Below are 25,584 nucleotides of genomic sequence, written 5' to 3' on the forward strand. Positions count from 1 at the left end.
ACTTTTTAATTAATATGTAAGCAATAAGTATTAAAAATAGAACAATGTCAAGCTCTATTTATCATTATGTTTTTGAACAGCTTTTAAATCATCTAATCGTTTTCGGTCTTCTTTAAAATATTTTACAAGATCACCTAATCTATCAATCGAGTTCCAACTTAGATGATGCTCTATTCCTTCAACATCATTGTATATATTTTCTTCCTCAACTCCGATAATCTCAAGGAAATTCTCTAAAAGCTCGTGTCGAAAAACTAATCGTTCACCAACTTTTTTTCCTTTTTCTGTTAAGACAAAGCCACGGTATTTCTCATATAGTAAGTATTCATCTTTATCTAGTTTTTGAACCATTTTTGTAACGGAAGAAGGATGTACTTCTAAAGTTTCAGCAATATCAGAAACCCGAGCATACCCTTTAGTCTCGATTAAGTTATAAATAATCTCTATATAATCTTCCATACTTGGTGTTGGCATCCTGTTCTCCTCGTTTCATGAATAAATTTTTATCTTGCGCAACATTGTTTCCATATATTGAGGATACCGTAATTTTGAGTACGATACAAGCTTTTAGGGGAATATGACAATGACTATGATAAAAAAAGGTTATCAAACGTTTAGTTTGATAACCTCATCATTTATACTATTATAAACCACACTTCAATTGTGCTCCACAGCTAGTACATGTATTACATCCACCAATATCCTCTACATTACCTTCACGACATACTGGACAAGTGTCGCCTACTTCTGAACCAATGGTAACATCCGTTGATTTAAGTTCTTGAATCGTATCCATTAAGACAACTTTTTGTGGTTCATTAGTTTCTTCAAATAATTCTGTTTGCTCGAAATTATTTTCTTCGGCTTTTAGTGTTAGTACTTGGGAGTCACGGCTTCCATCAACATATACCGTACCACCTTTAGCACCTCCACGATAAAGTCTTCTATACACACTTTCAACTTGATCTACACTATAGCCCTTAGGTGCATTAACCGTTTTAGAGATGGAACTATCAACCCAACGTTGGATAACACATTGCGTATCGGCATGAGCCTCTGGAGATAATTCCATAGCTGTAACAAACCATTTCGGAAGTGTTGTTGAGTCTGCTTCAGGATTTGCATCGAAATATTCTTGGACAATATCTGCTTTTACTTCAATAAACTTACCTAATCTTCCGCTTCTGAAGTAGGAGAAGGAGAAATAAGGCTCTAAACCAGTTGAAACGCCAACCATTGTTCCAGTGCTTCCAGTAGGAGCAACAGTTAATAAGTGTGAATTACGAATCCCATATTTTAAGATATCTTGACGAATATCTTCTGGCATTTTTTTCATGTAGCCAGTATTAATAAATGCTTCTCTTAATTTCATTGTTTCTTCTTCATTTTCACCTACTAAGAATGGGAAACTTCCCTTCTCTTTTGCAAGTTCAATAGACTCACGATAGGCTGTTGTGGCAATCGTTTCAAAAATCTTATCTACTAGTTCATTTCCTTTTTCAGAACCATATTCTGTTTCGCAATAGATAAGTAAATCGTGTAATCCCATTACGCCTAGTCCAATACGGCGTTCACCTAGGGCTTGTTTTTTGTTTTCCGCTAAGAAATATGGGGTCGCATCAATTACATTATCTTGCATACGTACACCCGTTTTTACGGTTTCTTCTAATTTGTTGAAGTCTACTGTTTTAGATTGTTTATTTGCCATTTCACCCAGATTTACTGCTGCTAGGTTACAAACAGAAAATGGTGCAAGAGGTTGTTCTCCACACGGGTTTGTTGCAACTACTTGTTGACCATATGCTTTCGCATTAGTCATGTCATTGGCGTTATCTATGAAAAAGATACCTGGCTCTGCAGAATACGTTGCACAAACATTAATTAAGTTCCATAATTCTTTTGCTTTGATGCGGCGATATACACGGACTCCATAGCCCATTTCTTCCCATCTACGTACATCACCAACATTGTGCCAGTTTTCATTATATGCTTTCATTTCTTCTTCATTATAATTCTCCACATCAGGGAATTTAAGTTCATACCATGTATCGTTTTCTACTGCTTCCATAAATTCTTTCGTAATACATACAGAAATATTAGCTCCTGTTAAGAACTCTGGATTGTGAACAGAATAGGTACCACCTGTTCTTAATTTTTCTTCCGCTTCACGTAATACCTTATCTGTAAATCCGCCTTGTCCAGGAATGTTCTTATAATTTAAAATTCCTTGGTAGAGATCGACTTCAGTTTCTGTAAGTGGTGTGAATTTCAGCTTTTCTTGTGCAAGTTTTTTAATTTGTTCATCTTCGGTGTTCTCAATTAAATATCTTAGGATTCTAGGGTTTTGCATCTTAGAAATGATAAATTCTATGATATCAGGATGATAATCAACAAGCATTATCATTTGCGCCCCTCTGCGTGAACCTCCTTGTTCTACAAGATGAGTCAATTTTGCAATGTCATCTAACCATGATACGGAACCCGATGATTTACCATTAACACCTCTTGCTAGTGCATTACGTGGCCGTAGTGTTGATCCATTTGTACCTACGCCTCCACCTCTACTCATAATTTCCATTACTTGCTTACGGTGTTCTGAAATACCTTCTCGTGAGTCTCTAACATAAGGCATTACATAACAGTTAAAGTAAGTTACTTCCGTGTCAGAACCTGCACCATACAATACTCTTCCTGCTGGGATGAAATTAAGCCCTGCAAGTTCCTTGTAAAACTTTTCAAAGGATTGTTGACGCAATTTTTCAGTCGGTTCCACACTTGCTAATCCCGTTGCATTACGTTTTGCAATTTGTTCATAGTAGACTTCTAATGGCTTATCAATACTGTCCAATCCTCTTTTTACGACTCCAGTTTCTGCTTCTTCTCCATCTAAAACTGAAGTGTAATCAGGCTCGACCTGAACTAACGCTTCATTGTTTACCCGATCAATAGATTTAATAAATCCTAAACCTCTTGCTGGGAATTTCGGATCAGCTTTAACCGTTAGGACAACAAAGTCTCCTTCTTTTAATGTCTTTTTCTCTGTATCTTTAAAGGAATAACGGTCTAGCATGACTAACCTAGACACACCTTTATGTAGTAATTTCATATCTGGCGTTATTGGGTGTACCTGTGGAAATTGCTTAATATCTTCGTTAAGCATATCCACGTTAATGTTCGTTCTTGATTCGACAACCGTAGACATTTTATCTCTCCTTTAGACATAAGTGCAAATTCTATTAATCTAGAATTAATTACTATCACCATACCATATTTAGGTAAGATGTTTCAATATCTTGTATTTAAATTTAATACAAACACAATATATAGTAAATAAGGCACATTATATAGTTTTTGTCAACAAATGAGAAAGAGCAAAAATTGAAGAAAAACCTAGATAATTTAAGCTAGATCTGTATATTATTATCTAAATAAACTATTTTTCACATTGCGTAATATGATATGGTTATGGTATCTAATTTTCTCAACAACATTCGACATAATTACAATATACTTGTCCATAGAAAAACTTTGAAAAAATCATGATTTCAGCCTATAATAAGTAAGTACAAATGGAAAGACGGGGGATTAATAGATGGAGTATCTTTTATTAGCACTAATCATTCTTATCGTAATCACAGTGTTTCGTTACTTTAGACAACGAACTTATTTAAAAACTTTAACAGAAGATCAATTTCGTGAAGGCTACCGTAAAGCTCAACTAATTGATGTTAGAGAGCCGCAGGAATTCAAAAATGGTCACATACTAGGTTCTAGAAATATTCCAGTAACCCAAATGAAACAACGTTTAATTGAGATTCGTAAAGATAAGCCTGTTTACCTTTATTGCCAAAGCGGAGCACGTTCTGCTAGAGCTGCACAATTGCTTCATAAAAAAGGTTACGAAGATATCTACCAGTTAAAAGGTGGATTTAAAAAGTGGACCGGAAAAGTAAAACAAGGTTAGTACTATCTACAACAAAAATAAAGAGGCCTCGAATTTTAGGCTTCTTTATTTTTGTTTTAAATAAATCCATGTTTCTTCATTATTTTGGAATAATTGCCTCTTGCTAGCTTCAAAAACAACTATTAAAAAAAGCGCCACAAGATAATATCTTATGACGCATTAATATTCTACTTCTCTTTATAATAACGTAAAATCGGTTTTCTAGCAGCCGTTGTTTCATCCATCCGCTTAACTACTGTATTATGGGGGGCTTCTTGGACGATTTCAGGGTTATTTTCCGCTTCATTTGCAATTTGTAGCATTGTATCAATAAATCCGTCTAATGTTTCCTTGGTCTCCGTTTCTGTTGGCTCTACCATTAATGCTTCCTCGACATTTAGTGGGAAGTAAATAGTTGGAGGATGATATCCAAAGTCTAAAAGACGTTTTGCGATGTCTAATGTACGTACACCGAGCTTCTTCTGTCTTCTACCAGAAAGCACAAATTCATGTTTACAATGCTGTGTGAATGGTAAATCATAGGCTTTTTCTAGTTTACGCATCATATAATTAGCATTTAATACCGCATACTCGCTTACTTTCTTAAGTCCTTCTCCACCCATCGTACGTATATACGTATAAGCACGAAGGTTAATACCAAAGTTACCATAATATGGTTTTACACGACCGATTGACTGTGGACGATTATATTCAAATGTGTAAAAATCATCTTGTTTCACAATTAAAGGCTTTGGTAAAAAAGGCTCTAGTTCTTCGGAAACTCCAACCGGACCAGAACCTGGTCCTCCACCTCCATGTGGGCCTGTGAATGTTTTGTGTAAGTTAAGATGTACGACATCAAATCCCATATCCCCTGGACGAGCATAGCCCATAATCGCATTTAAGTTCGCTCCATCATAATAAAGCTTTCCACCAGCTGCGTGAACAATCTCAGCCATTTCTAGGATTTCTGTCTCGAATAACCCAAGTGTATTTGGATTTGTAAGCATTAAGGCTGCAGTGTCATCTCCAACTACTCGTTTTAAGTCTTCTAAATCTACAAGACCATTTTCGTTAGATTTTACAGTAATCGCTTCAAAACCTGCTACAGTAGCAGAAGCTGGATTAGTACCATGTGCAGAGTCTGGAACAATAACTTTCGTACGATGATAATCCCCATTTGCTTCATGGAACGCACGAATCATCATCAGTCCGGTCCACTCTCCATGTGCACCAGCTGCCGATTGAAGTGAAACGCCAGCCATCCCAGTAATTTCTTTTAACGATTCCTGCAGGTCAAACATCATTTCAAGTGCTCCTTGAACAGTCTTTGGATCTTGATATGGATGTATATGACTAAATCCGTCTAGGCGTGCAACATCTTCATTGATTTTTGGATTATATTTCATCGTACATGATCCCAATGGATAGAAGCCAGAATCAACACCATAGTTTCGATTAGATAATCCTGTGTAGTGACGAATAATATCTAATTCGCTTACTTCAGGCAAATCAGGTGCATCTTGTCTTACATACGTATCTGTTAGTTCAGCATCTAAATCGACGATAGGTACATCTATTTCAGGTAAGTTATAGCTAACTCTACCTTCCTTACTACGTTCAAAAATTAAGGCAAAATCTTGATTACTCATGGATATCCCCCAATTCTTTTACAAAAGTATCTATTTCCTCTTTTGTACGAATTTCTGTTACTGCAACTAACATATGACCTTCAAGCTCAGGATAATAAGTAGCTAAATCATAGCCACCGATAATTCCTTTTTCCAATAATTTATTATTAACAATCTGTACTGAAACTGGTAGTTTCACGATAAACTCATTAAAGAAGGAACCTTCAACTAAAACCTCGAACCCTGCTTCAATAAATTTTTGCTTAGCATAACGAGCCTTTTGCATATTAAGTTCTGCCATTTTTCGTAAGCCGTGTTTACCAATTGAACTCATCGCTACAGCACTTGCGAGAGCATTCAATGCTTGGTTAGAGCATATATTAGAAGTTGCTTTATCCCGACGAATATGTTGTTCACGAGCCTGTAACGTTAAAACAAAACCACGCAGGCCATTTTCATCCGTTGTTTGACCTACTAAACGGCCAGGAATTTTACGCATTAGCTTCTCCGTTGTAGCGAAATATCCACAATGTGGTCCACCAAATTGGGCTGGAATTCCAAATACTTGTGTATCTCCAACAACAATATCAGCACCAAATTTACCTGGTGGCGTTAAATAGCCTAAAGCTAATGGATTACTAGATACAATAAACATTACTTTAGATTGATTATCTAATAATCTTCTAACTTCTGCTAAAGGTTCAATTTGACCGAAGAAGTTAGGATATTGAATCACAACACTAGCTGTATTTTCATCTAAATTGCTCGCAAGTTGATCCAAATCAGTGCGCCCATTTAAATGATCAATATAGACAATTTCTAAATTTTGACCTTTACCATATGTTTCAATGACAGCCTGAGACTCTGGATGAATTGCTTTAGATACTAATACTTTTTTCTTTCTAGTTTGACCAGCACTTAAGTTTACGGCCTCTGCAAGTGAAGTTCCACCATCGTACATAGACGAGTTAGCAACTGGCATACCTGTTAATTCTGAGATCATCGTTTGGAATTCAAAAATAGCTTGTAATTCCCCTTGTGAAATTTCAGGCTGGTATGGCGTATATGCAGTATAAAACTCAGACCTAGAAATAATATGGTCTACTACAGAAGGGATAAAGTGATCATATACCCCTGCACCTAAGAAAGATGTATATTCCCTTAGGTTATAGTTTTTATTAGCCATTTGTACGAGTTCTTTTTTTAAATCTGCTTCACCTTTAGGAGCTTTCAATTTTAAAGCTTCCTTTAAGCGAACTTTTTCTGGAATGTCTGAAAATAATTCATCTGTAGAAGAAATGCCAATTGTGTTAAGCATTTCTTGTTTATCAGTTTCTGTCATTGGTAAATAACGAAAATCCATTTTCATTCCCTCCCCTATTAATCTTGTTTTAAAAATTTTCTAGAAATAACGTTAGCACGTAATCTACGTTTTCTAACTTGTATTTCAAGTTCTTCTCCAAGTTCAGCGAATTCTGTTTTAACTAACGCTAACCCAATATTTTTCTGTAACGTTGGTGATTGTGTACCAGAAGTAACAAACCCAATAACTTCATTTCCGTGTAAAACTTCATACCCATTACGAGGGATACCTTTATCAATCATTTCAATTCCAACTAGTTTACGTTTCGTTCCATTTTCCACTTGATCTTTTAATACTGCTTTTCCGATAAACTCAGCTTCCTTATTAACTTTAACTGCGAAACCAAGGCCTGCTTCAATTGGAGTAATCTTAGCAGATATTTCTTGACCGTATAATGGTAAATTTGCCTCAAAACGAAGCGTATCTCTTGCACCTAGTCCGATCGGTAATATACCCTTATCTTTCCCAGCTTCAAGAATTATGTTCCAAAGCTTCGGTCCTTCATCACTTGTGATATACAATTCAAAACCATCTTCACCTGTATATCCCGTTCTTGATACTAATACTGGGTTTTGTACCCCATTTATATAAACTTCTTTTTCAAATCTAAAGAATTTGATAGTGCTTAAATCTATATTCGTAATAGTTTGTAAGATTTCTTCTGCTTTTGGACCTTGTAATGCTAGCTGCGCAAATTCCGATGAAACATTTTGAATAGTTACTTCGTCTTCATTAAATTGATTATTTTTTACCATCCATTCAAAGTCTTTCTCTGTATTCGCTGCATTTACCACAACTAAATATTCACAATCTCCTAGCATATAAATTAGAAAATCATCTACTGTACCGCCATCTTCATAACACATCAAAGCATACTGTGCTTTATTCGGTACTAATTTGGATACATCATTAGTCGTAACATATTGTAAATAATCCTTTGCCTTTGGTCCTGTTACTAAAATTTCACCCATATGGGAAACATCAAATAAGCCCGCTTTTGTTCTTGTTGCTTCATGTTCTTCTTTGATGCTAGAAAATTGAACTGGTAAATCCCATCCACCAAAGTCAATTGTCTTTGCCCCAAGCTTTTCATATTCCGGAAAAATTGGGGTTCTTTTCAGTTCACTCACAATTTCCACTCCCTTTATAATTTTCTAATTTTTCCCCATAAAAATAGAGACAGTATAATAAGGGGCTAATTCCTCCCTTTTTCATACTGTCTCTGTCCTGTAACCAGAAAGTTTAGCATTTAAAAAATGCGTGCTTCGTGGGTGGTTTACATATGTAAACACTCTCCAGAGGTGCGTCCTACAGAAGTTCTTTTGCCTGAGAGATTCGCATAATTGCTTGCTCCTTCGGCGTTACTAATCGTACAACGAAGAGTAATCTCTCCCCCTGTATTCATCCGCGTCTTATGAAATTCTCACTTTTGGTTATACTATGTATCAAAACTTTTAACTTAACCCTTAAGATTTCGCTTTCATTATACCACACAACTATTAAAATGTATCCTTTATATTTAATAGGACGAATAGGAAACTACTGAATAAAGGAAGTATAGAATGAAACCTATAGAAATCAATTACGATTCAAGCTTTATTGATACGTTAGAAGAAAAGTTAGATCAGGATGGTCCATTTTCATCTTGGGAGCTATTTAAAATGGCATATAGTGCTGAACTTACAACCATTACAAAAGATTTTCATGGTTTACGAGCTTTGGAGTTTTTACCACAAATGGAATTTCTACCACACCAAATTGAAACTGCTAAACAAGCCATTGAAGAAATGAATGGCCGTGCTATTTTGGCTGATGAAGTTGGATTAGGAAAAACAATCGAGGCTGGACTTATCTTAAAAGAATACATGATCCGAGGGCTCGTAAAAAAAGTGCTTATCCTTGTACCGGCTTCACTGGTAAATCAATGGGTTAAAGAATTAAATGAGAAGTTTTTCATTCCAGCTGCAACTTTTCGAAAATCTTACCCGTGGGATCAATACGATATTATTGTTACTTCGATAGATACAGCTAAACGTTCTCCACACAGAGAAGCGATTTTAGATATAAATTATGACTTTATCCTTATTGATGAAGCACATAAAATTAAAAACCATAAAACGAAAAACTATGAATTTGTACGGGCATTAAAGAAAAAATATTGCTTGTTACTCACCGCAACCCCAGTTCAAAATCAATTGATTGAAATTTTCAACTTAGTTTCGATTTTAAAACCAGGTCATTTAGGAAATTATGAATCATTTTTAGAGAAATATGGAAAAGACCGAAAACGATTAAATCAGGATGTCTATTTAAAGCAGCTTGTACAAAAAGTTATGGTGCGAAATACAAGGAAAGATACTCTGCTTGATAAGGCAAAACGTCATATTGAAACAGTGTGGGTTGATTTTACTCCTGAAGAATATGACGTCTATAATGAGCTCGATCGTACTTTCCAGCCGTTTTCTTCTTTTTCAAAGATTACCTTCTTACGTGAGCTATGTTCTTCAAGAGAAGCATGCTACCTCTCTCTTCAAAAATTTATAAGAGATGAGGAAAATCAAGGAAGAGAAGTTCTGGAGCCTATTATAGATAAAATTGGACAATTACCACATCACGCAAAAGCACAAAAAGTTGTGGATTTAATTAAACAAATTGGGGATGAGAAAGTCATTATTTTTACTGAGTATCGAGCATCTCAGCTATATCTTCAATGGTATTTACAACAATTTGGTATTACTTCTGTTCCATTCCGGGGAGGATTTAAACGAGGAAAGAAAGATTGGATGAAGCAACTTTTTAAAGATAAAGCACAAGTGTTAATTGCTACAGAGGCTGGTGGGGAAGGTATTAATCTACAATTTTGTAATTTCATGATAAATTATGACCTCCCCTGGAATCCAATGCGGTTAGAACAACGAATTGGTAGAATTCACCGTTATGGACAAGAAAAAGATGTATACATTTATAATTTTGCCATCCGTAATACACTGGAGGAACATATTATGACATTACTTTATGAGAAGATTGCATTATTTGAAAAAGTAATTGGACATTTGGATGCTATATTGGCTGAACTAAATATTGATAATTTTGAAGATGAAGTACAGAGTATAATGAACGAATCGTCTTCTACTGGGGAAATGAAGATTAAACTAGATAACTTAGCATCAATTATCCATCATACACATCAGAATACGTTCCAAGAGGAGTCTCAATATGGCAATTAACTTAAATTCTTTCTTAGAAGACTATTTCACTGCTCATCATTGTGACATCATTTCCAATCACGATGGTGTTTTAAAGGTTCAATTAAATGAAGAGATGGACCGAGCGTTAATGAACAGGCCTTTTTACTGGCATTACATAAAGAAAATGGGTAGAGAAGGTGACCCAATGCAGCTTACTCTTATTACGAATCAAGATTCTTTAGAAGAAAAGGGAGAAAGAATCCATTTTGGTAGTCCTAGACTACAACAGATATTAAATCACTTAAAAGAAAACGAGCGATTTACAAGAGTTTTCGAAGTGGTTCATACAAATCAAAATACTCCATTACACCCTTGGCTAGTTGTTAATATAAAAATTAGTTATATTGGAAAGCTTAAAAAAGATGAGATATTTTCAATTGGGTTAAATTTGATTAATGGAATCATGCAAACAGAAATGATGGATTCCTTGCTAACTAAGAATTTTCAAATGCAGATATCTGATTATTGTTACACGATTACTCCAATTATCAAGCCGAAAAGCGGTTTTAATCGCATATTATCTGTTATCAATCAATATATACAAGATAACGATCATGATTGGGCAAAAGAGTCTCTTGAGCAATTAGATAATGAAATTGAATTAATAAAACATTTTTATGAAGGAGATCGAAAAGAAGACTTGAATCAAATGGAGAAAGAGCTACAGGATCTAAAAGATCGCTATCAACCTAAGGTAGATATTAAAGTAATTAACGGAGGAATTTTCTATTTAAACACGAATACAAAGTCTCATTTATAGTTAATTAATAAGGATGCCTAATTAGGGTCTGAGCACATGCAATTCAGACCCTACTATAAAGACACCCTCATTGAGCACGCTTAAAAATGGATTTAATAGCTAAAGGTAACACACCAAACCACTTGTTACCAATTGGTGGTTGTGGTTTATTTGCTTTTTGTTCAATCCTTCTCTGTCTACGTTCTTCTTTTGGAAGATCCATATAAGATACAACTTGCTGTGTCATAAATTTCACATAATCATTTCCTTTAATTCTTACCACCCCTTTTATATAAAGATTATTTTTATTCTTCACATGATAAAAATCCATTATACGTATATATGTTTACAATTTCTTCTACTATTTCATCTAACGATTTGTCATCACAAATAATTACATAATCAGCAACCTGTTCATAAAGCGTAGTTCTTTTATTAAAAAGTGCTTCATTTTGATTAGTATCTTTCCATAAAGGACGACTATGGTCCCTCCTCAATCTTTTTTGTATGACCGTAAAGGACGTCTTCAGATAAATCAATTTTCCTTTTTCTTTCATGTATCTTATATTTTCTTCTCTTTCCACAACTCCTCCTCCAGTTGCAACTAATACTTTATCCCAGACAGCTTTTAACGTCTCGGTTTCATATGTACGAAAAGTCTCTTCACCTTCTTCTCTAAATATATCTACTATTTTTTTCCTTTGTATCCTTTCAATTTCCATATCCAAATCTACATATTCTACATTTAATTTTTCACTAGTATATTGACCTACAGTCGACTTTCCACTTCCCATAAAGCCAATTAAATAAAGTTGTTTCATTTTATACATCCTTTAAAAAATTTTTAATAAAAAAAGAAGGAATTAGCGAGTTTATGTCGAATAAAAAAATATACAATGAAGGAGGTGTTGTTTATTTGAGTAAAGCCGAGACACTTTCACAAAATATACTTAGTGCAGCTATTGAAAACCAGGCTTCGGATATTCATTTTTATCCCTTCGATTCAAACACTACTATTTATTTCCGTATTCATGGAAAAAGAACTCTCTATCAATCAATAACAAGAAACCTTTATGAATCCCTTCTTACTTACTATAAGTTTACATCAGGTATGGATATTGGTGAAATTAGAAAGCCCCAAAATGGAACACTACTTCATTCAACAAATAGTGAGAAATTTTCTTTAAGACTTTCCACCTTACCAGTTAATCAATTAGAAAGCTTAGCTATCCGCATTCTCCCACAAAATCAAAACCTTTCACTTGAGCAATTATTTCTATTTAAGGAACAACTAATTAAACTAAAACAATGGATGAATCGGCGATCAGGTCTAATCCTTATTTCTGGTCCAACTGGCAGTGGTAAAACGACGACTTTATATGCTTTACTTGAATCTGCTCTAAAGGATGAATCATATCAGACGATTACGCTAGAAGATCCTATAGAAAAAAATATTCAAGATATTTTACAAGTTCAAGTAAATGAGAAAGCTGGGATTTCTTATCAAACCGGGCTCAAGGCAGCACTTAGACATGACCCTGACATTATTATGGTTGGAGAAATACGAGATCGTGGAACAGCTAAATTTGCATTAGAAGCCTCATTAACAGGACATTTAGTTTTAAGTACCATACATGCAAAGAATACTCAAGGAACAATTCACCGTTTACTGGAAATGGGATTAACTCCAATAGAATTAGATCAATCGCTAATAGGTATTTCTTCTATAGAGCTATTGCCTATTATATCGAGTAATCCGAAAATGAAAAGGGCTGCTATATTAGAGATTTTGGATGGAGACTTATTAAACAATATAATTTTTAGCAAACAAACTGATCTTACGTATTATAAACATTCGTTTGATTATTTACGAAAGAAGGCATTACGGTATGGATTTATTACAGAAGATACTTACAAAAGTTTATGAACCACGATTAAAAACAACAACACAGTTAACTTTTTTGAAACGTTTGTCTAGGTCGCTCTCGAACGGCTACCCATTAATAGAAGCATTAGAAACGATGAAGTGGGATAAGAATCTACTGTCAGTTGCAGAACAAGTCATTATCCTTCTAAAATCTGGTGAAACATTGGATAAATCACTAGAAAAACTATCCTTTCATCCTATCATCACGACTTACCTATATTTTGCGAAAGAACATGCGAACTTAGAAGCCAATCTTAATAAATGTCTTCATATTTATGAACAACGATTAAATCATTTGAAAAAATTTACGCAAGTAATTCGTTATCCTATTATATTAATTATCATTTTCTCAATGGTTTTCTTTTTCATTCAACATAAGGTCTTGCCTAACCTTCTATCCCTTTTCCAACAAAACAATCAAGAGTCCCATATGATTAATACAACCATAACCTTTTCTTCCCTTATTTACTATGGATTTATTATGGTAATTTTGATATCTCTGACCATTTACTTTCTATGGACACATATGAAACCAAAAACTCCGGTTGAACTCCAAATTAAACTTTATAATATGCTTCCAATATATCGTGGTTATGTAAAATTGAATACATCCTTCCTATTCTCAACTCATGTAGAAACCTTATTAAAAACTGGATTGCCAATTAAAGATGTTCTCACCATTCTTTCTAAACAAACAAAGCTACCGTTACTTTCCTATTATGCAACTCAATTAATAAATGGTTTAAATCAAGGTTTTCCTATATCACTTATTATGGAACAATTAACCTTTTTAAGCCCACAACTGACATCCATATTTCAAAAAAATAGTAATTCAGAGTCATTAGAGAAAGACCTAGCTACTTATTCTACATTTTTAATAGATGAACTAAATGACAAGATTGTAAATATTATCACATATATTCAGCCTGTATTTTTTATCTTATTAGGCTTGATTATCATCCTGATTTACTTATCACTAATGCTACCAATGTATCAATTTATTAACACTATTTAAAGGAGAACTAGTTATGTTTAAAAACCAATATGCTTTCACATTAATCGAGATGTTAGTCGTTTTAATGATAGTCTCTGTTTTAATGATTCTTATCATCCCTAACTTAGGAAGTAAAAGTAAAGAAGTTCAAAATAAAGGATGTGATGCATTAGTTTCAGTAGTCCAAACTCAAATTGATGCGTATTATTTAGAATCCTATGAATATCCATCTAATCTTGATGTGCTGGTAGAAGAAGGATATATCCGTAATAACCAGAAGGAATGCTCAAATAATGAGCTGGAGTACAATGCAGAAAATGGAACAGTATCGGCACCCCAATCAGAATAACCAACTAGGATATTCTCTTGTAGAAATATTAGTTGTTCTTTCCATTATGGCTATTATCCTATCGTTTACAGTACCAGTAACCCATTCTTTGTTAGAAAGCAAAACAGAAAAGGAATTTTTTGCTCGATTACAATACGATATTTTATATTTACAAAATCAATCACTAGGTGTAAAAGATGAGTACTTACGAATTATTCTTTACCAAAACAGTTACACACTTATCGGTCAGAAGAATGAACATATTGAACGAAGGCTTCCAACTGGTTGGAAAATCAACACACGTACACTTCAGACTATTTCGTTTAATCAAAACGGTTCAATCAGGCGAGCAGGTACCTTTCAAATCAACACCCCAAAAAACACGTATAATATTGTCTTTCCCATTGGTAAAGGACGTGGTTATATTGAAAAACAATAGCGGTTTTTCCATTACGGAGGTTTTAGTTTCATTAGCCATACTAATAGTACTCAGCATTACGTTAGTACCATTATCCTCTTTTGTTTCCTACGAAAGAGAGATTCTAAGTCACAAAAGAGTCATTACCTATCAATTATATGATGAATTACAAACAGTGATATGGAATGGGATGACATCTAGTCAATTTAAACGAAATGTTGAACACATAGAGGTAACATTCGGTTTTACGTTATTAGAAAGTAATATCATTCAAGGGTGTGCCAAATGGACAAATATAAAGAACCGAGAGGAAGAGATCTGCCTTTATGGAATACAAGAGTTTTGAAAATGGATTTACATTGCTAAACCAACTATTCATTTTGACTGCATTCATGATCACTATACCTATAATGGCAGCAATTTATAACTCACTTAAACAAGAATCCTATTATGATGAATTATCAATACAACAATTTTTTAACTTGTTACAACAAGAAGTAAATCAAGCACTTACTTTTCGCACTACACCAGAAAAAGTTTTTCTAACTTATAATAATGAAGATGAAATAGTATTTGAAAAATATGGTGATGTGATACGAAGACAAGTAAATGGAAAAGGTCATGAAATATACTTACGTGACGTAACATCATTTCAAGTATCCTCCCTTCATCATGGTATTAATGTAATTGTAAATACAAAAAAGGAAGATCAGTATGAGAGAACAATTGTCTTTTATCCTTAAAGAAAATGGCTTTATGTTCCCTTCTGTATTACTTGTATGTACTGTCGTATTACTAACTTTTTCTACAAATATTTTTTCCCTTCAGCATGATCTAAAAATGACGTACAATTTAATAGAACAAGTCAAATCGCAAACCCTATTCCAAATGGGATATACAAAGTATAAAAAAGAGTACTTAGAAAATATTAATAGTGAAACAGTTGAATACCATTTTCCTAATGGCAAAGTTATGATTACATTAGAAGAAGTGGAAGATATGAATCATATACTTTTTAAAATTGAGACAGACAAGGAATATTATTCTACTGTCACAAAAACGTTAAAAACATCAACATATGAATGAATCCTCTTTATTATAGTACGTAACTATACCTTACTATTTGTAAATAAATTTCAAACTACGCATATGTTTCATTTACATTATGGATTGACTTGTATATAATAACATTGATGACGTCACCGAAAAGGAGGGGAAATTATGGACAGAATGTTTAGAGTCCTTGCCTTTTGGACTGGAATTTTTACAGTAATGTTTTTTGTCGGTGGTATGGTTAACACTTCATTACTATTCCTAGTTCAGACGGTATTCTTCCTAACAGTAAGTTACTTAAAATTATCTGAGCGTATGTATATGTACTTGTTCGGAGCTTATTGTACTGTTTTCATGATAGGTTTTACATGGTATTCAGAATTTATTTTAGTGCCTGGTTTCGGGCATTAAAAAACAAAAACCCTGCTTACATATTGAATTATCGCAGGGTTTTTGTTTTGCTCAAAATTTGTTTACAAACGGGTTATATTTTTTTTCATCACCTATAGTAGTTTCTGGACCATGTCCAGGGTATACTGTAATATCATTAGATAATTTATATAGCATCGTTTGAATTGAATTATATAATACAGAAAATTCGCCACCAGGTAAATCCGTTCTTCCAATCCCTCGATTAAATAATACATCACCACTAAATATAACTTTTTGTTCTTCAACGAAATAACTGATACTTCCAGGAGAATGCCCCGGTGTATATAGTATTTCAAAGCTAAAAGGACCAACAGAAAAATGACCTGGTTCTATTAGAGCATCTGGTGGAGTAGTGACTATCTTTTCTCCAGTAAAAAGCATAGACCTATTAAGATTTGCGTCTTCTAACCAATGCTTCTCCTTCTCGTGCATGTAAACCTTTATGTTATAAGTTGTTCGTAATTCTTCAACCCCACCTATGTGATCAAAATGCGCATGAGTTAACAAAATTGCAATAGGGGTAATATGATTTTCAGTAAACCACTTAATTAGCCTGTCCCCTTCTCCTCCTGGATCAATAATGACAGCCTTCTTTTCTTTCATTAAAATATAGCAATTTGTACCCAAAGGTCCTAACGAAAAATGCTTAATCTCCATTTATTTACACCCTCTTTTTCTTGAATGTGAAGAAATTAGAAATATTGTGTGATATTCTCGACAAAACCATAATTTTATACTAGAATAAATGTGGTAGTATGATACATATTAATATAAATGTTTTTATTAAACAAACAAAGATGAAACAAAAGCATAAGGAGGTTTACAGTAACGATGTCATTACATATAGTTTTGGGTATTATGTTTCTAGTAGTTGCAATTGTAGCTGTAGTATCATTTATTCGTCAACTAAAATATCGTAACTTTTTAGCACTAGTATTTTCTGCACTAACAGTGTTGGTATTTGGATTTTTCTCAGTAAGTACAATCATATCAGTAATAAAGGATTCATTATAAAAAAAAGCTGCCGTAGCAGCTTTTTTTATTTATCATCAAAATTAACAAATCGGAATAAATCACCGTATATAATATCGTCAGAATAATTTAATTCTTTTTTAATCGTTTCATTGAGCGCCATACATGCTTTGGTAGCAGACTCTTCTTCTATAATGTCTCCACTACTAAAATCATAGCAGCTATCATTTGTATAGACATAATCTTTCGTAATAAAATCACCATTTCGAAGAGCAATATATTCTTTTCTATCTTCAGCGAACATATCGTTACCAAAGTATATATCATTTTTATGCTCAATACCTAGTAAACTTAAGATTGTCGGCTTCATGTCAATTTGACCAGCAATGGTTGACTTCACTTCACCTTTCCCATGTCCTGGAATATGAATGAACAATGGTACACGCTGCAGTTGAACATGATCATAAGGTGTAATCTCCTCTTTCTCAAGATACATACTCATCGCCTTATTATGGTTTGAACTTATCCCGTAATGGTCTCCCATAATAATGATTATTGAATCTTCGTATACCCCTGAATCTTTAAGAAGTTGGAAAAATTCCTCAATTGATTCATCCATATATCTTACAGTTGGGAAATAGTTATTTAGGGTATTCGAATTCGAGTCATAACGATCGATTGATTTATCCATCTCATCCAATTCAAACGGAAAATGATTCGTAAGTGTTATAAACTTTGCATAGAAAGGTTCTTCAAGCGTATTCAAATACTTCATGGATTGTTCAAAGAATGGTTTATCTTTTAATCCCCAACCTATACTATTGTTATCATTTACTTCGTATGCCTCTACATCGTAAAAATAATCATACCCTAAACTTGGATACATTTGGTCACGATTATAAAAGCTATCATTATTGGCATGAAAAACAGTACTATAATACCCTTCATTCCCTAATATTTCTGGTAATCCTTTATATTCATTTTGAGAATGAGTGTAAAAAACCGCCCCTCTAGGTAAAGGATAAAGAGAATTCTCAGTTAAAAACTCTGAATCGGATGTTTTTCCTTGTTCAGTTTGATGATAGAAGTTTTCAAAATAATACGTATCTTCATCATCTACTAAACTATTAAGGAATGGTGTGATTTCTTGACCATTTACCGTATTGTTAATAACAAAGCTTTGTAACGATTCCGCAGAAATTAGAATAACGTTTTTACCTTCTGCTACTCCAAAAAGTTCTGATTTATCACCTGTAGCTATTACACTATCAACATAATCTTCAATTGCAGGTAACTCACTTCCATCAGCGAAAACGTGTTGTGATTTGACTTTAGAGTGCAGAACTATATCGTACACATGGTAATTAAATAACCCAATATACTTAACTAAATATTCACGATCAAACGCTCTTGTAAAAAGTTGTGGTCTTTCCATCTCTGCTAAAAAGAAATTTCCTACCATTAATGCTAAAGATAATGCAAGGGCACATACTTTCCCACCTCGAGGATAATTCGTCACAACTCTTTCTTGATGCTTTTTACTTAAATACCAAATAACAACAACATCCACAAATAGAAGTATGTCATAAATTTTGATCAACGATAAAATACTAGATCCTAAATCTCCCATATTTCCACCTTGCATTAATTGTGGAATGGTAATGAAATCGGAGAAAGACCGGTAGAATACTAGATTTGCATAAATAATAAGTGTACCAAGTAAGATTGTATAACGTAAATATTTCATTTGTCTTTCAGGTCTTTTTATCCAAACGCTAATAGCAAATATTAAAAATGCTGAAACGAATGGGTTTACGAATAAGATAAACTCTTGCATCGTGTTTTCCAATTCAAGTGTAAATAAGAATCGATAAACAAGATATGTTTTAATACCAAATAATAGTGTAGCTACTACATATAAAGGAAGCTTTATTCCTTTAATATTCATAACATTTCCTCCTAAGAAACTACTGCTTTACTATATGCTTTTTCCAGCTAGAATCGTAACGGCATACTTATCGTGCAAAATAAACTTGCTATCATATAAGACGTGTTAAATCACAAAAAAGTTTCAAAAACATGACATTTAATAGGAGAAAAATTACCTATCAGGAAATATTTTCCTTCACTAAATAAGCTGCACCAATGATTCCAGCATCATTTCCTAATTCTGCAATTCGTATTTCACATGCTTCACTAGTTCGTGGCAAAGCATACTTTGTAAATGAATTTTTAATAGGTTGTAATAATAAATCTCCCGCCTTAGAAACTCCGCCACCTATTACTATTTTCGATGGGTTTATGGTGACGGCTAGATTAGCTAAAACGAAACCTAGTACATCTGCCGTATGCTGAACGATTTGAATACTATCCTTATCGCCAACTGCCGCCAATTCAAATACATCTTTAGCTGTAATTGCTCCATTTTTCTTTTCTAATTGAGCCAACTTACTTGTAGAATCTTCTTCTATATATTTTTTCGCTTGACGAACAATTCCAGTTGCTGAGCATATCGTCTCTAGACAACCCCTTCGACCACAATTACAACTATGTCCATCTGGCTCAACTGTAATGTGACCAATTTCTCCTGCAGTGCCGTTTACCCCATTTAAGATTTTTCCTCCAGCTATTAGTCCGCCACCTACACCTGTACCTAGAGTAACGGCTATAATATCACTTGCCAAATTACCTGCACCTAACCAGTTCTCTCCTAAAACTGCGATATTTGCATCGTTTTCAACAAAAACTGGTAAGCCAGTTTTACGAGACATATAGTCAGAAAGTTTGAATTCTTGCCAACCAATATTTACTGCTTCATACACATACCCTTTTTCACCGTCAATAAAACCGGGAGCTCCAATGCCAATTCCTAAAACGTCATTTAAATCTATAGCTAATTCATTCAGTTTAACTAAAACCGATTCCCAAATATCATTAATGACAGTCGTTCCGTCAGTTGACTTCTTTGTATCTATTTCCCACTTCTTCATAATTTCACCACTGTCTTTTAGTAAACCTATTTTAACAGTAGTACCTCCTATATCTACTCCAACAATTATTGATTTATTCATGTCTCTCACCTTTTTTAGAATTTAGTATGTTTATTTCTTGTCGTAGAAGTAAAAGCGCTAATCTATAGTCCTCTACACTAATTAAACCAAATGTATACATTTCCTTAATCTCATTTTGCATTAACTCTAAATCTACGAGTCGATTTCCCGTATAAATGAATGTACCAAACCTTTTTAAGAGTTGTTGCACATCATAAATTGAATTCATAAAAATCACCAATCTATATTATACCAAATATATTAAAAAGGGATATAAATTTCTTTGCAAAATAAAAAGACCCAAGACCTCTACTTATCGGTCTGGATCTTGTGGGTGTAAAATCGTAGGTCTCTTTCGTTTTAATGGTATTGGCGTTCGAATAAAAACGTCACGAAAAGCACGAAACGAAAATGGTAAGACCGGCCAAAAATATGGAATCTCAAAGGATTTCATTCGTATGGTATATAGTAACCAAAGAAGCGTTCCTATCATATAACCGTTGACACCGAATGCAGCTGTGGATAGTAATAAAAACAAACGTACTATCCGATTTGCAAGACTCATTTCATAACTCGGTGTAGCATAAGTTCCAATTGCTGCAACTGCTAAATATAAAATAACTTCATAAGAGAACAGACCTACCTCTATCGCTACTTGTCCAATTAAGATAGCTGCAACTAAACCAATTGCTGTGGCTAGAGATGTTGGAGTATGTATTGCCGCCATTCGAAGTATATCTATTCCGATTTCAGCAATGACAAACTGAAGTAATATAGGAACTACACCTAATTCTTTTAATCCAATAAATTCCATTCCACTTGGTAATAATTCAGGATTTGTTGAAAATAGATAGTATAGCGGTAAGATAAAAATAGATGCCCATACAGCAATAAATCTTACGAGGCGAAGGTATGCCCCGACAAGTGGTTTTTGTCTATATTCCTCTGCATGTTGTAAGTGATGCCAATAAGTTGTTGGAGTAATCATCACACTAGGTGAACCATCGATAATGATGAGAACATGACCTTCATATAAATGACTTGCTGCAGTATCTGGTCTTTCCGTATACCGAACATTCGGGAATGGGTTCCAATGTCTCCCACTTACATATTCTTCAATCGTCTTCTCAGCCATTGGAAGACCATCCGTATCAATTTCTTTTAATTTACTCTTTAAGTCCTCTACTCTACTTTTGTCCGCAATATCTTCTATATAACAAATACAAATATCGGTTTGGGACCTTCTACCAATTTTCATATATTCCATACGTAATGAACGATCTCGTATCCTTCTTCTTGTCAATGCAGTATTAAAAACAATCGTTTCGACATATCCATCTCTTGAACCTCTTACAACTCTTTCTAAATCAGGTTCTCCTGGTGATCGGACAGGGTAAGTTCTAGCATCAATAATAATGATTTTGTTAATTCCATCAACTAGTAATGCAGTCGGTCCACCTAAAACTGTATCTGCCGCCTGATTTAAATCATCTACTTCCTCTAATTCTACATAAGGTAAATATCTTTTCATTAATTTTGTTAAAGCATCTGGCTTGAGATCCTCCGGGTCGAGATCAGCTAAAAATTTCATTAATAAATGTAGAATATCATCTTTAGCAAAGCCATCAATAAAAAACATTGCCATTTTTCTTTCCGCATACTCTAAATCCAGATTGACAATATCAAAATTTTTATCAACTTGTAACCTTTCTTGCATATAGGAATTGTTTTGATCAAATGATGAAAATAGTGGTTGTTTTTCCTTTTCCATAGTCCCTCCATGCAAATCTTTAATGTTAGCCATAGTTTATACGTACCTATCAATTCTATTCATGGTAGACCATTCATAAACTAGTACATCTTTACATATGAATGAAGAAATAAATTTATCTAAGGATGGACGTTTATGAAAAATGTGCTAATAGTCCTAAGTTTCTTAATTGTAACTTCTATTGGAATCTACTACGTAAAGGATTTGAAAAGTGCACCAACTATTACGTATTTTCCAATAGATTATGGGACAAGCTTCGATTCTGCTTCAACTTCATTAGAGTTGTCTTCAACTGAAAAACAAGGTTATCGCCTTACTTGGAATGTACAATCCAAGTCTAAGACTCCACTGTATTTAAGACAAGATGTATCCTTACTATTCGCTGACGGAGAACTTTATGGGATGCGAAGTAAGTGGAGAGAGAATACGGACACAATCACGTTTACCGAAAGTATTAAGGCAAATGATAATAAGAAATGGGAAGCTATCTCATTTCATTATGGTGAAATTCATCATGATGATGTAATCAATAGTATTCAGAAATTATCACATGAGATATTCTATGTATTGAAGAAAGATAATCATTTTATTGGACTATCTCGAGAAAAATCAAATCCATTAATCAATCAGAAATTGGATACAAAAACTAAAAATAACATACTACCACGATGGCAAAAATTATGGAGCCATTACAATATAGACATCAATCAATATTACAGCATACCATTAACAAGCCTTTACCAATTTCAAGAAAAACCATTCCCAGGATTTAATCAAGAGGATACAGATCGTATTATGGGGCAGTTATGGGAGGGAATATATAAAAACTATTTAATACCATTTATTGATTCTAAAGAAAAGCTAACCAGTTATATACCATTAATTTTATTAGATAAAAACGGTGAACACTTATATGTACTATATGAAATGAATAGCAAAATGAATAGATTAATACAAAAAACTAGGTGATTAAAGTATACATTATACTTAATCACCATTATTTTTAATTACATCGTATAGTTCTTTCATTTTATTATCTGTAGGTTTTGCTTGGTAGGCTTTTTCAATCATTTCTTCTGCCCTTTGATCCCCTTTTTCTAGGTATAGAATGGCCAGGTTTGAAAAAGCCTCTGGAAGATCTTTCGGATTTTCAAGTAACTGAATACATTGTTCTAAGTCAGCTATTGCGAAATCTAATTCATTCAATTGAATATAGGCATATGACCTCTGGAATAACAACATTCCCTTATATTCTCCAGGATTTTTCAAACCAAGCGTCGCACTTTCTACTACTTTTTCATATTGCTCATCTTGTAAATAACTATCTATTTTTATTAAATGATAACTAGGATCAGTTTCGTTATGCTGAATGCCGAATATGCATACTCCTATAATTGCCACTAAGTAAATAATGAAAGTAATCATCTGCAAGGGAACATTCTTTTTTTTAGGAAAATGCACAATACCAGCAGCCATAAAACCAGCAACTAGTCCGCCCATATGAGCATAGACGTCTAGTTGGGGTAAAATAAACCCTAAAAGTATGTTAATTCCTAACAGCATTAAAACATCTCTTCCAATTGTTTGTAAAAAAATACGTCTATGGAATATTCCAAAATAGATAAACGCACCAAACAACCCATATAAAGCACCAGATGCTCCTGCGGATATATTAGTAACAAAGGCAAAACTAGCTAATCCACCACCTATTCCTGCTAGCATATAAATAATAAAAAATCTAGTTGATCCATAGATTTTTTCCGCTAATGATCCAAAATAATAAAGGAATAACATATTCGAAGCAAAATGTAAAAATCCTATATGTAAAAACATCGAGGATATAATACGCCACCATTCACCTTCAACGATTAAAGGGTTATACTTTGCACCGAAATCAATTAATGTTTTATTATCTTGACTTCCGCCATTTAATTCTACTAGTAAATAAAGTATCGCATTAATCGCTATTAATAGATAGGTAAATAATGGCTTACCATAATTGAAAATTCGCTGATCTTGTTTCTGTTTTTCTTGAATTCGCTTATAAAGGTCGACTTTATATCGTTGGATAGACGTTTCCATCAATTCATCCGTTATACTTTCTTCATCGTACGATACTGTAACACCTATATTTTCTTCAAGACGCTTTTGCTCAGCAAAAACGTCATCACCTGTTAAATAATATATGTTCATTAAAATAGGTTTTTTATCTTGAAATGTCAAAGGTTTCTTTAGCATTTCCCAACTATCAATTGGCGTATGTGGGGAAATATAAACATTATGTACTTTTATATCTTTACCCCGTAACAATTTTCGCATTGCACCGATTTTCTGAAAAACAATGGCAATATCTTTCTTTAAGTGGTTTTTCCAATCAAAACCTGTTGTAGATATTCTTAAAACGGTAGAAGCTTTATTTTCGTACTTCTCAAGCCAAATTTCTTCTGCCTTATTATTTAAATATAAAATTTCATAACCATATTCATTAACTAATTTATGGGCAATCGAATACATAATGTAGTTCTCTTTATGGTTCATTCATTCCCCTCCCCTTTTTACATCATATCAAAATAAAATAATAAATACCTTTTTTAAAAATTAGCAAATAAAAAAGAAGCTGTATATACAGCCCTTTTCCAACATGCATTAAGTTGTTGAATCTGTGGTTTCCTTAAAGATACTAGGAAGAATATTTTTCCGAATAGAGGGTAAGTTCATGGATATAGATACAGCTAACTTCCTTAAGAAACTGACAGCTAATATGGCGTTCATGATTTTATATCTCCATTTATATATAAAAGATAGAACACCGATGATAGCTGTTAGCATCATAAAAACTCTCAAATAAAACACCCCTTTTAAAGGTTGGTGTTTATAGTCTTCTTCTTTAAGCAAAAAATATTCTTATAGAATTTATTTTATAAAACCTTCTTCTATAACGAGATGCCTAACTGCTATATCATGTGCTTCAGAAGGCACACTTTCGACTAATTGCTTTTCACTTAATATTGAAATGGTTTCTCCATTAAAGGATGAAAGAAAACGGTCATAATAACCTCCACCAAAACCAATCCGATAACCATTAGAATCATATACTATTCCTGGTACAATAATTAGATCCAAAGAGCTCTTAGACAATCTATTCTTTTCTGTAGGCTTTGGCTCCAATAAATTGTAGTAGACTGTTTCAAGTTCATGAAAACTATGTAAGCGGTAAAAAATAAGCTCTTTTTCTTTAGGGAAACACTTTGGAACAGCTATCACTTTTCCTTGCTTCCAACCTTCTTCTATAATTGGTTTTGTATTCCATTCGAAACCTTGCGACATCGTTATAGCAATTGTTTCAGCTTCTTTCCATAATGTTGAATGGAATAAGTTATATCGAAGTTTTTCTTCGATTTGATTTTTTTCTTGTTCAGATAACTTAGTTAAGATTTGTATGATTTGTTTTCTTAATTCATCCTTTTGCATACCCACACCCCTAATTTTTTTTAAAGAAAAAGCTTGCTCTATATTATATTAAGAGCAAGCCTTTGTTGTGAAAGATTACTTCGTTTCACGGTGTAAAGTATGTTTTTTAAGACGTGGACAATATTTCATAAGCTCAATACGCTCAGGATTTGTACGCTTATTTTTTGTTGTAATGTAGTTACGATCTCCTGTTTCAGTACAAGCTAAAGTAATGTTTACGCGCATGTTTTTCCCTCCAAACTTA

29 protein-coding genes and 2 riboswitches are annotated in these 25,584 nt (G+C 33.6%); of the genes, 13 read left to right on the top strand and 16 right to left on the bottom strand.

Annotation, left to right across the window (positions count from 1 at the left end; translation table 11 throughout):
• Window positions 1-54: 54 nt before the first annotated feature.
• Together mntR and AB1K81_RS06220 are read right to left on the bottom strand one after the other, a co-directional pair.
• Entirely contained in the window at window positions 55-474 is a 420-nt protein-coding gene (mntR, locus tag AB1K81_RS06215; RefSeq protein ID WP_412975759.1) for a transcriptional regulator MntR, read from the bottom strand.
• Window positions 475-643: 169 nt separating this feature from the next.
• Window positions 644-3,202 (bottom strand): vitamin B12-dependent ribonucleotide reductase, encoded by a 2,559-nt coding sequence (locus AB1K81_RS06220; protein WP_412975760.1) that lies wholly within the window; start codon window positions 3,200-3,202, stop codon window positions 644-646.
• 390 nt (window positions 3,203-3,592) lie between these two features.
• On the opposite strand from AB1K81_RS06220, the gene AB1K81_RS06225 reads away from it, so the two are divergent.
• Window positions 3,593-3,964 (top strand): rhodanese-like domain-containing protein, encoded by a 372-nt coding sequence (locus AB1K81_RS06225; RefSeq protein ID WP_412975761.1) that lies wholly within the window; start codon window positions 3,593-3,595, stop codon window positions 3,962-3,964.
• A gap of 167 nt (window positions 3,965-4,131) precedes the next feature.
• Here AB1K81_RS06225 and gcvPB read toward each other — a convergent pair whose 3' ends face one another.
• The 3 genes from gcvPB to gcvT are packed head-to-tail and all read right to left on the bottom strand — an operon-like array spanning window position 4,132 to window position 8,067.
• Window positions 4,132-5,595, bottom strand: coding sequence for an aminomethyl-transferring glycine dehydrogenase subunit GcvPB (gene gcvPB, locus AB1K81_RS06230; protein ID WP_412975762.1), 1,464 nt, complete (start codon window positions 5,593-5,595; stop codon window positions 4,132-4,134).
• Complete coding sequence (gene gcvPA / locus AB1K81_RS06235) at window positions 5,588-6,937, bottom strand: aminomethyl-transferring glycine dehydrogenase subunit GcvPA (protein ID WP_412975763.1); 1,350 nt, start codon at window positions 6,935-6,937, stop codon at window positions 5,588-5,590. Before gcvPA ends, gcvPB begins: the two co-directional genes overlap by 8 nt.
• A gap of 17 nt (window positions 6,938-6,954) precedes the next feature.
• On the bottom strand, window positions 6,955-8,067 hold the full coding sequence (gcvT, locus tag AB1K81_RS06240; RefSeq protein ID WP_412975764.1) for a glycine cleavage system aminomethyltransferase GcvT: 1,113 nt from the start codon (window positions 8,065-8,067) through the stop codon (window positions 6,955-6,957).
• A gap of 90 nt (window positions 8,068-8,157) precedes the next feature.
• Window positions 8,158-8,238: riboswitch (glycine riboswitch) on the bottom strand.
• A 3-nt stretch (window positions 8,239-8,241) separates the two neighbouring features.
• Window positions 8,242-8,342: riboswitch (glycine riboswitch) on the bottom strand.
• A gap of 157 nt (window positions 8,343-8,499) precedes the next feature.
• Here gcvT and AB1K81_RS06245 point away from each other — a divergent pair.
• The gene (locus AB1K81_RS06245; RefSeq protein ID WP_412975765.1) at window positions 8,500-10,164 is read left to right on the top strand and encodes a DEAD/DEAH box helicase; all 1,665 of its coding nucleotides are present in this window, start codon (window positions 8,500-8,502) and stop codon (window positions 10,162-10,164) included.
• Window positions 10,154-10,945 (top strand): YqhG family protein, encoded by a 792-nt coding sequence (locus AB1K81_RS06250; RefSeq protein WP_412975766.1) that lies wholly within the window; start codon window positions 10,154-10,156, stop codon window positions 10,943-10,945. The genes AB1K81_RS06245 and AB1K81_RS06250 overlap by 11 nt, the downstream gene beginning before the upstream one ends.
• Before the next feature lie 67 nt (window positions 10,946-11,012).
• Here AB1K81_RS06250 and AB1K81_RS06255 read toward each other — a convergent pair whose 3' ends face one another.
• Complete coding sequence (locus AB1K81_RS06255; RefSeq protein WP_412976125.1) at window positions 11,013-11,198, bottom strand: YqzE family protein; 186 nt, start codon at window positions 11,196-11,198, stop codon at window positions 11,013-11,015.
• A 31-nt stretch (window positions 11,199-11,229) separates the two neighbouring features.
• Window positions 11,230-11,745, bottom strand: coding sequence for a shikimate kinase (locus AB1K81_RS06260; protein WP_412975767.1), 516 nt, complete (start codon window positions 11,743-11,745; stop codon window positions 11,230-11,232).
• Window positions 11,746-11,840: 95 nt separating this feature from the next.
• Here AB1K81_RS06260 and comGA point away from each other — a divergent pair, with 95 nt between their 5' ends.
• The 8 genes from comGA (at window position 11,841) to AB1K81_RS06300 (ending at window position 16,055) form a co-directional block, all read left to right on the top strand.
• Window positions 11,841-12,851 carry a competence type IV pilus ATPase ComGA gene (gene comGA, locus AB1K81_RS06265; RefSeq protein WP_412975768.1) on the top strand — a complete coding sequence of 337 codons (1,011 nt, stop codon included), beginning with the start codon at window positions 11,841-11,843 and terminating at the stop codon, window positions 12,849-12,851.
• Window positions 12,814-13,866: a competence type IV pilus assembly protein ComGB gene (gene comGB / locus AB1K81_RS06270; protein ID WP_412975769.1), complete on the top strand. Its 1,053-nt coding sequence runs from the start codon at window positions 12,814-12,816 to the stop codon at window positions 13,864-13,866. Before comGA ends, comGB begins: the two co-directional genes overlap by 38 nt.
• 13 nt (window positions 13,867-13,879) lie before the next feature.
• Window positions 13,880-14,194 (top strand): competence type IV pilus major pilin ComGC, encoded by a 315-nt coding sequence (gene comGC, locus AB1K81_RS06275; RefSeq protein WP_412975770.1) that lies wholly within the window; start codon window positions 13,880-13,882, stop codon window positions 14,192-14,194.
• Window positions 14,139-14,612: a competence type IV pilus minor pilin ComGD gene (comGD, locus tag AB1K81_RS06280; RefSeq protein WP_412975771.1), complete on the top strand. Its 474-nt coding sequence runs from the start codon at window positions 14,139-14,141 to the stop codon at window positions 14,610-14,612. The genes comGC and comGD overlap by 56 nt, the downstream gene beginning before the upstream one ends.
• Window positions 14,599-14,937, top strand: coding sequence for a prepilin-type N-terminal cleavage/methylation domain-containing protein (locus AB1K81_RS06285; RefSeq protein ID WP_412975772.1), 339 nt, complete (start codon window positions 14,599-14,601; stop codon window positions 14,935-14,937). Before comGD ends, AB1K81_RS06285 begins: the two co-directional genes overlap by 14 nt.
• Window positions 14,918-15,334 (top strand): competence type IV pilus minor pilin ComGF, encoded by a 417-nt coding sequence (comGF, locus tag AB1K81_RS06290; RefSeq protein WP_412975773.1) that lies wholly within the window; start codon window positions 14,918-14,920, stop codon window positions 15,332-15,334. The genes AB1K81_RS06285 and comGF overlap by 20 nt, the downstream gene beginning before the upstream one ends.
• Window positions 15,306-15,677, top strand: coding sequence for a hypothetical protein (locus tag AB1K81_RS06295; RefSeq protein WP_412975774.1), 372 nt, complete (start codon window positions 15,306-15,308; stop codon window positions 15,675-15,677). The genes comGF and AB1K81_RS06295 overlap by 29 nt, the downstream gene beginning before the upstream one ends.
• Window positions 15,678-15,812: 135 nt before the next feature.
• Complete coding sequence (locus tag AB1K81_RS06300; RefSeq protein WP_412975775.1) at window positions 15,813-16,055, top strand: DUF2626 domain-containing protein; 243 nt, start codon at window positions 15,813-15,815, stop codon at window positions 16,053-16,055.
• Between the two features lie 51 nt (window positions 16,056-16,106).
• On the opposite strand, the gene AB1K81_RS06305 is transcribed toward AB1K81_RS06300, so the two are convergent.
• The gene (locus AB1K81_RS06305) at window positions 16,107-16,733 is read right to left on the bottom strand and encodes an MBL fold metallo-hydrolase (RefSeq protein ID WP_412975776.1); all 627 of its coding nucleotides are present in this window, start codon (window positions 16,731-16,733) and stop codon (window positions 16,107-16,109) included.
• A 174-nt stretch (window positions 16,734-16,907) separates the two neighbouring features.
• Between AB1K81_RS06305 and AB1K81_RS06310 the strand changes: the two genes are divergently transcribed.
• A complete protein-coding gene (locus tag AB1K81_RS06310; RefSeq protein WP_412975777.1) occupies window positions 16,908-17,090 on the top strand; it encodes a DUF2759 family protein in 183 nt (60 codons plus the stop codon).
• Between the two features lie 25 nt (window positions 17,091-17,115).
• Here the strand turns inward: AB1K81_RS06310 and AB1K81_RS06315 are convergent, their stop codons facing one another.
• The 4 genes from AB1K81_RS06315 to AB1K81_RS06330 all read right to left on the bottom strand — a co-directional run bounded on the left by AB1K81_RS06315 (window position 17,116) and on the right by AB1K81_RS06330 (window position 21,869).
• Window positions 17,116-18,996: an LTA synthase family protein gene (locus AB1K81_RS06315; RefSeq protein ID WP_412975778.1), complete on the bottom strand. Its 1,881-nt coding sequence runs from the start codon at window positions 18,994-18,996 to the stop codon at window positions 17,116-17,118.
• A gap of 160 nt (window positions 18,997-19,156) precedes the next feature.
• Window positions 19,157-20,119, bottom strand: a complete 963-nt coding sequence (locus tag AB1K81_RS06320; RefSeq protein WP_412975779.1) for an ROK family glucokinase — start codon at window positions 20,117-20,119, stop codon at window positions 19,157-19,159.
• A complete protein-coding gene (locus AB1K81_RS06325; protein ID WP_412975780.1) occupies window positions 20,112-20,327 on the bottom strand; it encodes a YqgQ family protein in 216 nt (71 codons plus the stop codon). Before AB1K81_RS06325 ends, AB1K81_RS06320 begins: the two co-directional genes overlap by 8 nt.
• 84 nt (window positions 20,328-20,411) lie before the next feature.
• Window positions 20,412-21,869 carry a spore germination protein gene (locus AB1K81_RS06330; protein ID WP_412975781.1) on the bottom strand — a complete coding sequence of 486 codons (1,458 nt, stop codon included), beginning with the start codon at window positions 21,867-21,869 and terminating at the stop codon, window positions 20,412-20,414.
• A gap of 135 nt (window positions 21,870-22,004) precedes the next feature.
• Between AB1K81_RS06330 and AB1K81_RS06335 the strand changes: the two genes are divergently transcribed.
• Window positions 22,005-22,838: a hypothetical protein gene (locus tag AB1K81_RS06335; protein WP_412975782.1), complete on the top strand. Its 834-nt coding sequence runs from the start codon at window positions 22,005-22,007 to the stop codon at window positions 22,836-22,838.
• Window positions 22,839-22,856: 18 nt separating this feature from the next.
• On the opposite strand, the gene AB1K81_RS06340 is transcribed toward AB1K81_RS06335, so the two are convergent.
• The 4 genes from AB1K81_RS06340 to rpmG form a co-directional block, all read right to left on the bottom strand.
• On the bottom strand, window positions 22,857-24,407 hold the full coding sequence (locus AB1K81_RS06340) for a rhomboid family intramembrane serine protease (RefSeq protein ID WP_412975783.1): 1,551 nt from the start codon (window positions 24,405-24,407) through the stop codon (window positions 22,857-22,859).
• A gap of 108 nt (window positions 24,408-24,515) precedes the next feature.
• Window positions 24,516-24,701 (bottom strand): hypothetical protein, encoded by a 186-nt coding sequence (locus tag AB1K81_RS18550; RefSeq protein WP_489685621.1) that lies wholly within the window; start codon window positions 24,699-24,701, stop codon window positions 24,516-24,518.
• Window positions 24,702-24,782: 81 nt separating this feature from the next.
• Window positions 24,783-25,340 (bottom strand): 5-formyltetrahydrofolate cyclo-ligase, encoded by a 558-nt coding sequence (locus tag AB1K81_RS06350; RefSeq protein WP_412975785.1) that lies wholly within the window; start codon window positions 25,338-25,340, stop codon window positions 24,783-24,785.
• A gap of 75 nt (window positions 25,341-25,415) precedes the next feature.
• Window positions 25,416-25,565 (bottom strand): 50S ribosomal protein L33, encoded by a 150-nt coding sequence (gene rpmG, locus AB1K81_RS06355; RefSeq protein ID WP_026681152.1) that lies wholly within the window; start codon window positions 25,563-25,565, stop codon window positions 25,416-25,418.
• Window positions 25,566-25,584: the final 19 nt, after the last annotated feature.

It is taken from the genome of Ornithinibacillus jepli (assembly GCF_047228935.1).
In the GTDB taxonomy this organism is placed as follows: domain Bacteria; phylum Bacillota; class Bacilli; order Bacillales; family Amphibacillaceae; genus Ornithinibacillus.

What these genes read in the sequence shown, in the direction of transcription:
- AB1K81_RS06310 (WP_412975777.1), top strand. Translation starts at nt 16,908, where the DNA reads ATGTCATTACATATAGTTTTGGGTATTATGTTTCTAGTAGTTGCAATT.
- gcvPB (WP_412975762.1), bottom strand. Translation starts at nt 5,595, where the DNA reads ATGAGTAATCAAGATTTTGCCTTAATTTTTGAACGTAGTAAGGAAGGT.
- AB1K81_RS06325 (WP_412975780.1), bottom strand. Translation starts at nt 20,327, where the DNA reads ATGAATTCAATTTATGATGTGCAACAACTCTTAAAAAGGTTTGGTACA.
- rpmG (WP_026681152.1), bottom strand. Translation starts at nt 25,565, where the DNA reads ATGCGCGTAAACATTACTTTAGCTTGTACTGAAACAGGAGATCGTAAC.
- AB1K81_RS06250 (WP_412975766.1), top strand. Translation starts at nt 10,154, where the DNA reads ATGGCAATTAACTTAAATTCTTTCTTAGAAGACTATTTCACTGCTCAT.
- AB1K81_RS06220 (WP_412975760.1), bottom strand. Translation starts at nt 3,202, where the DNA reads ATGTCTACGGTTGTCGAATCAAGAACGAACATTAACGTGGATATGCTT.
- AB1K81_RS06245 (WP_412975765.1), top strand. Translation starts at nt 8,500, where the DNA reads ATGAAACCTATAGAAATCAATTACGATTCAAGCTTTATTGATACGTTA.
- AB1K81_RS18550 (WP_489685621.1), bottom strand. Translation starts at nt 24,701, where the DNA reads ATGATGCTAACAGCTATCATCGGTGTTCTATCTTTTATATATAAATGG.
- AB1K81_RS06335 (WP_412975782.1), top strand. Translation starts at nt 22,005, where the DNA reads ATGAAAAATGTGCTAATAGTCCTAAGTTTCTTAATTGTAACTTCTATT.
- AB1K81_RS06350 (WP_412975785.1), bottom strand. Translation starts at nt 25,340, where the DNA reads ATGCAAAAGGATGAATTAAGAAAACAAATCATACAAATCTTAACTAAG.
- comGF (WP_412975773.1), top strand. Translation starts at nt 14,918, where the DNA reads ATGGAATACAAGAGTTTTGAAAATGGATTTACATTGCTAAACCAACTA.
- comGB (WP_412975769.1), top strand. Translation starts at nt 12,814, where the DNA reads ATGGATTTATTACAGAAGATACTTACAAAAGTTTATGAACCACGATTA.
- AB1K81_RS06260 (WP_412975767.1), bottom strand. Translation starts at nt 11,745, where the DNA reads ATGAAACAACTTTATTTAATTGGCTTTATGGGAAGTGGAAAGTCGACT.
- mntR (WP_412975759.1), bottom strand. Translation starts at nt 474, where the DNA reads ATGCCAACACCAAGTATGGAAGATTATATAGAGATTATTTATAACTTA.
- AB1K81_RS06295 (WP_412975774.1), top strand. Translation starts at nt 15,306, where the DNA reads ATGAGAGAACAATTGTCTTTTATCCTTAAAGAAAATGGCTTTATGTTC.
- AB1K81_RS06315 (WP_412975778.1), bottom strand. Translation starts at nt 18,996, where the DNA reads ATGAATATTAAAGGAATAAAGCTTCCTTTATATGTAGTAGCTACACTA.
- AB1K81_RS06340 (WP_412975783.1), bottom strand. Translation starts at nt 24,407, where the DNA reads ATGAACCATAAAGAGAACTACATTATGTATTCGATTGCCCATAAATTA.
- gcvPA (WP_412975763.1), bottom strand. Translation starts at nt 6,937, where the DNA reads ATGGATTTTCGTTATTTACCAATGACAGAAACTGATAAACAAGAAATG.
- AB1K81_RS06225 (WP_412975761.1), top strand. Translation starts at nt 3,593, where the DNA reads ATGGAGTATCTTTTATTAGCACTAATCATTCTTATCGTAATCACAGTG.
- AB1K81_RS06305 (WP_412975776.1), bottom strand. Translation starts at nt 16,733, where the DNA reads ATGGAGATTAAGCATTTTTCGTTAGGACCTTTGGGTACAAATTGCTAT.
- comGC (WP_412975770.1), top strand. Translation starts at nt 13,880, where the DNA reads ATGTTTAAAAACCAATATGCTTTCACATTAATCGAGATGTTAGTCGTT.
- AB1K81_RS06320 (WP_412975779.1), bottom strand. Translation starts at nt 20,119, where the DNA reads ATGAATAAATCAATAATTGTTGGAGTAGATATAGGAGGTACTACTGTT.
- AB1K81_RS06330 (WP_412975781.1), bottom strand. Translation starts at nt 21,869, where the DNA reads ATGGAAAAGGAAAAACAACCACTATTTTCATCATTTGATCAAAACAAT.
- AB1K81_RS06300 (WP_412975775.1), top strand. Translation starts at nt 15,813, where the DNA reads ATGGACAGAATGTTTAGAGTCCTTGCCTTTTGGACTGGAATTTTTACA.
- comGD (WP_412975771.1), top strand. Translation starts at nt 14,139, where the DNA reads ATGAGCTGGAGTACAATGCAGAAAATGGAACAGTATCGGCACCCCAAT.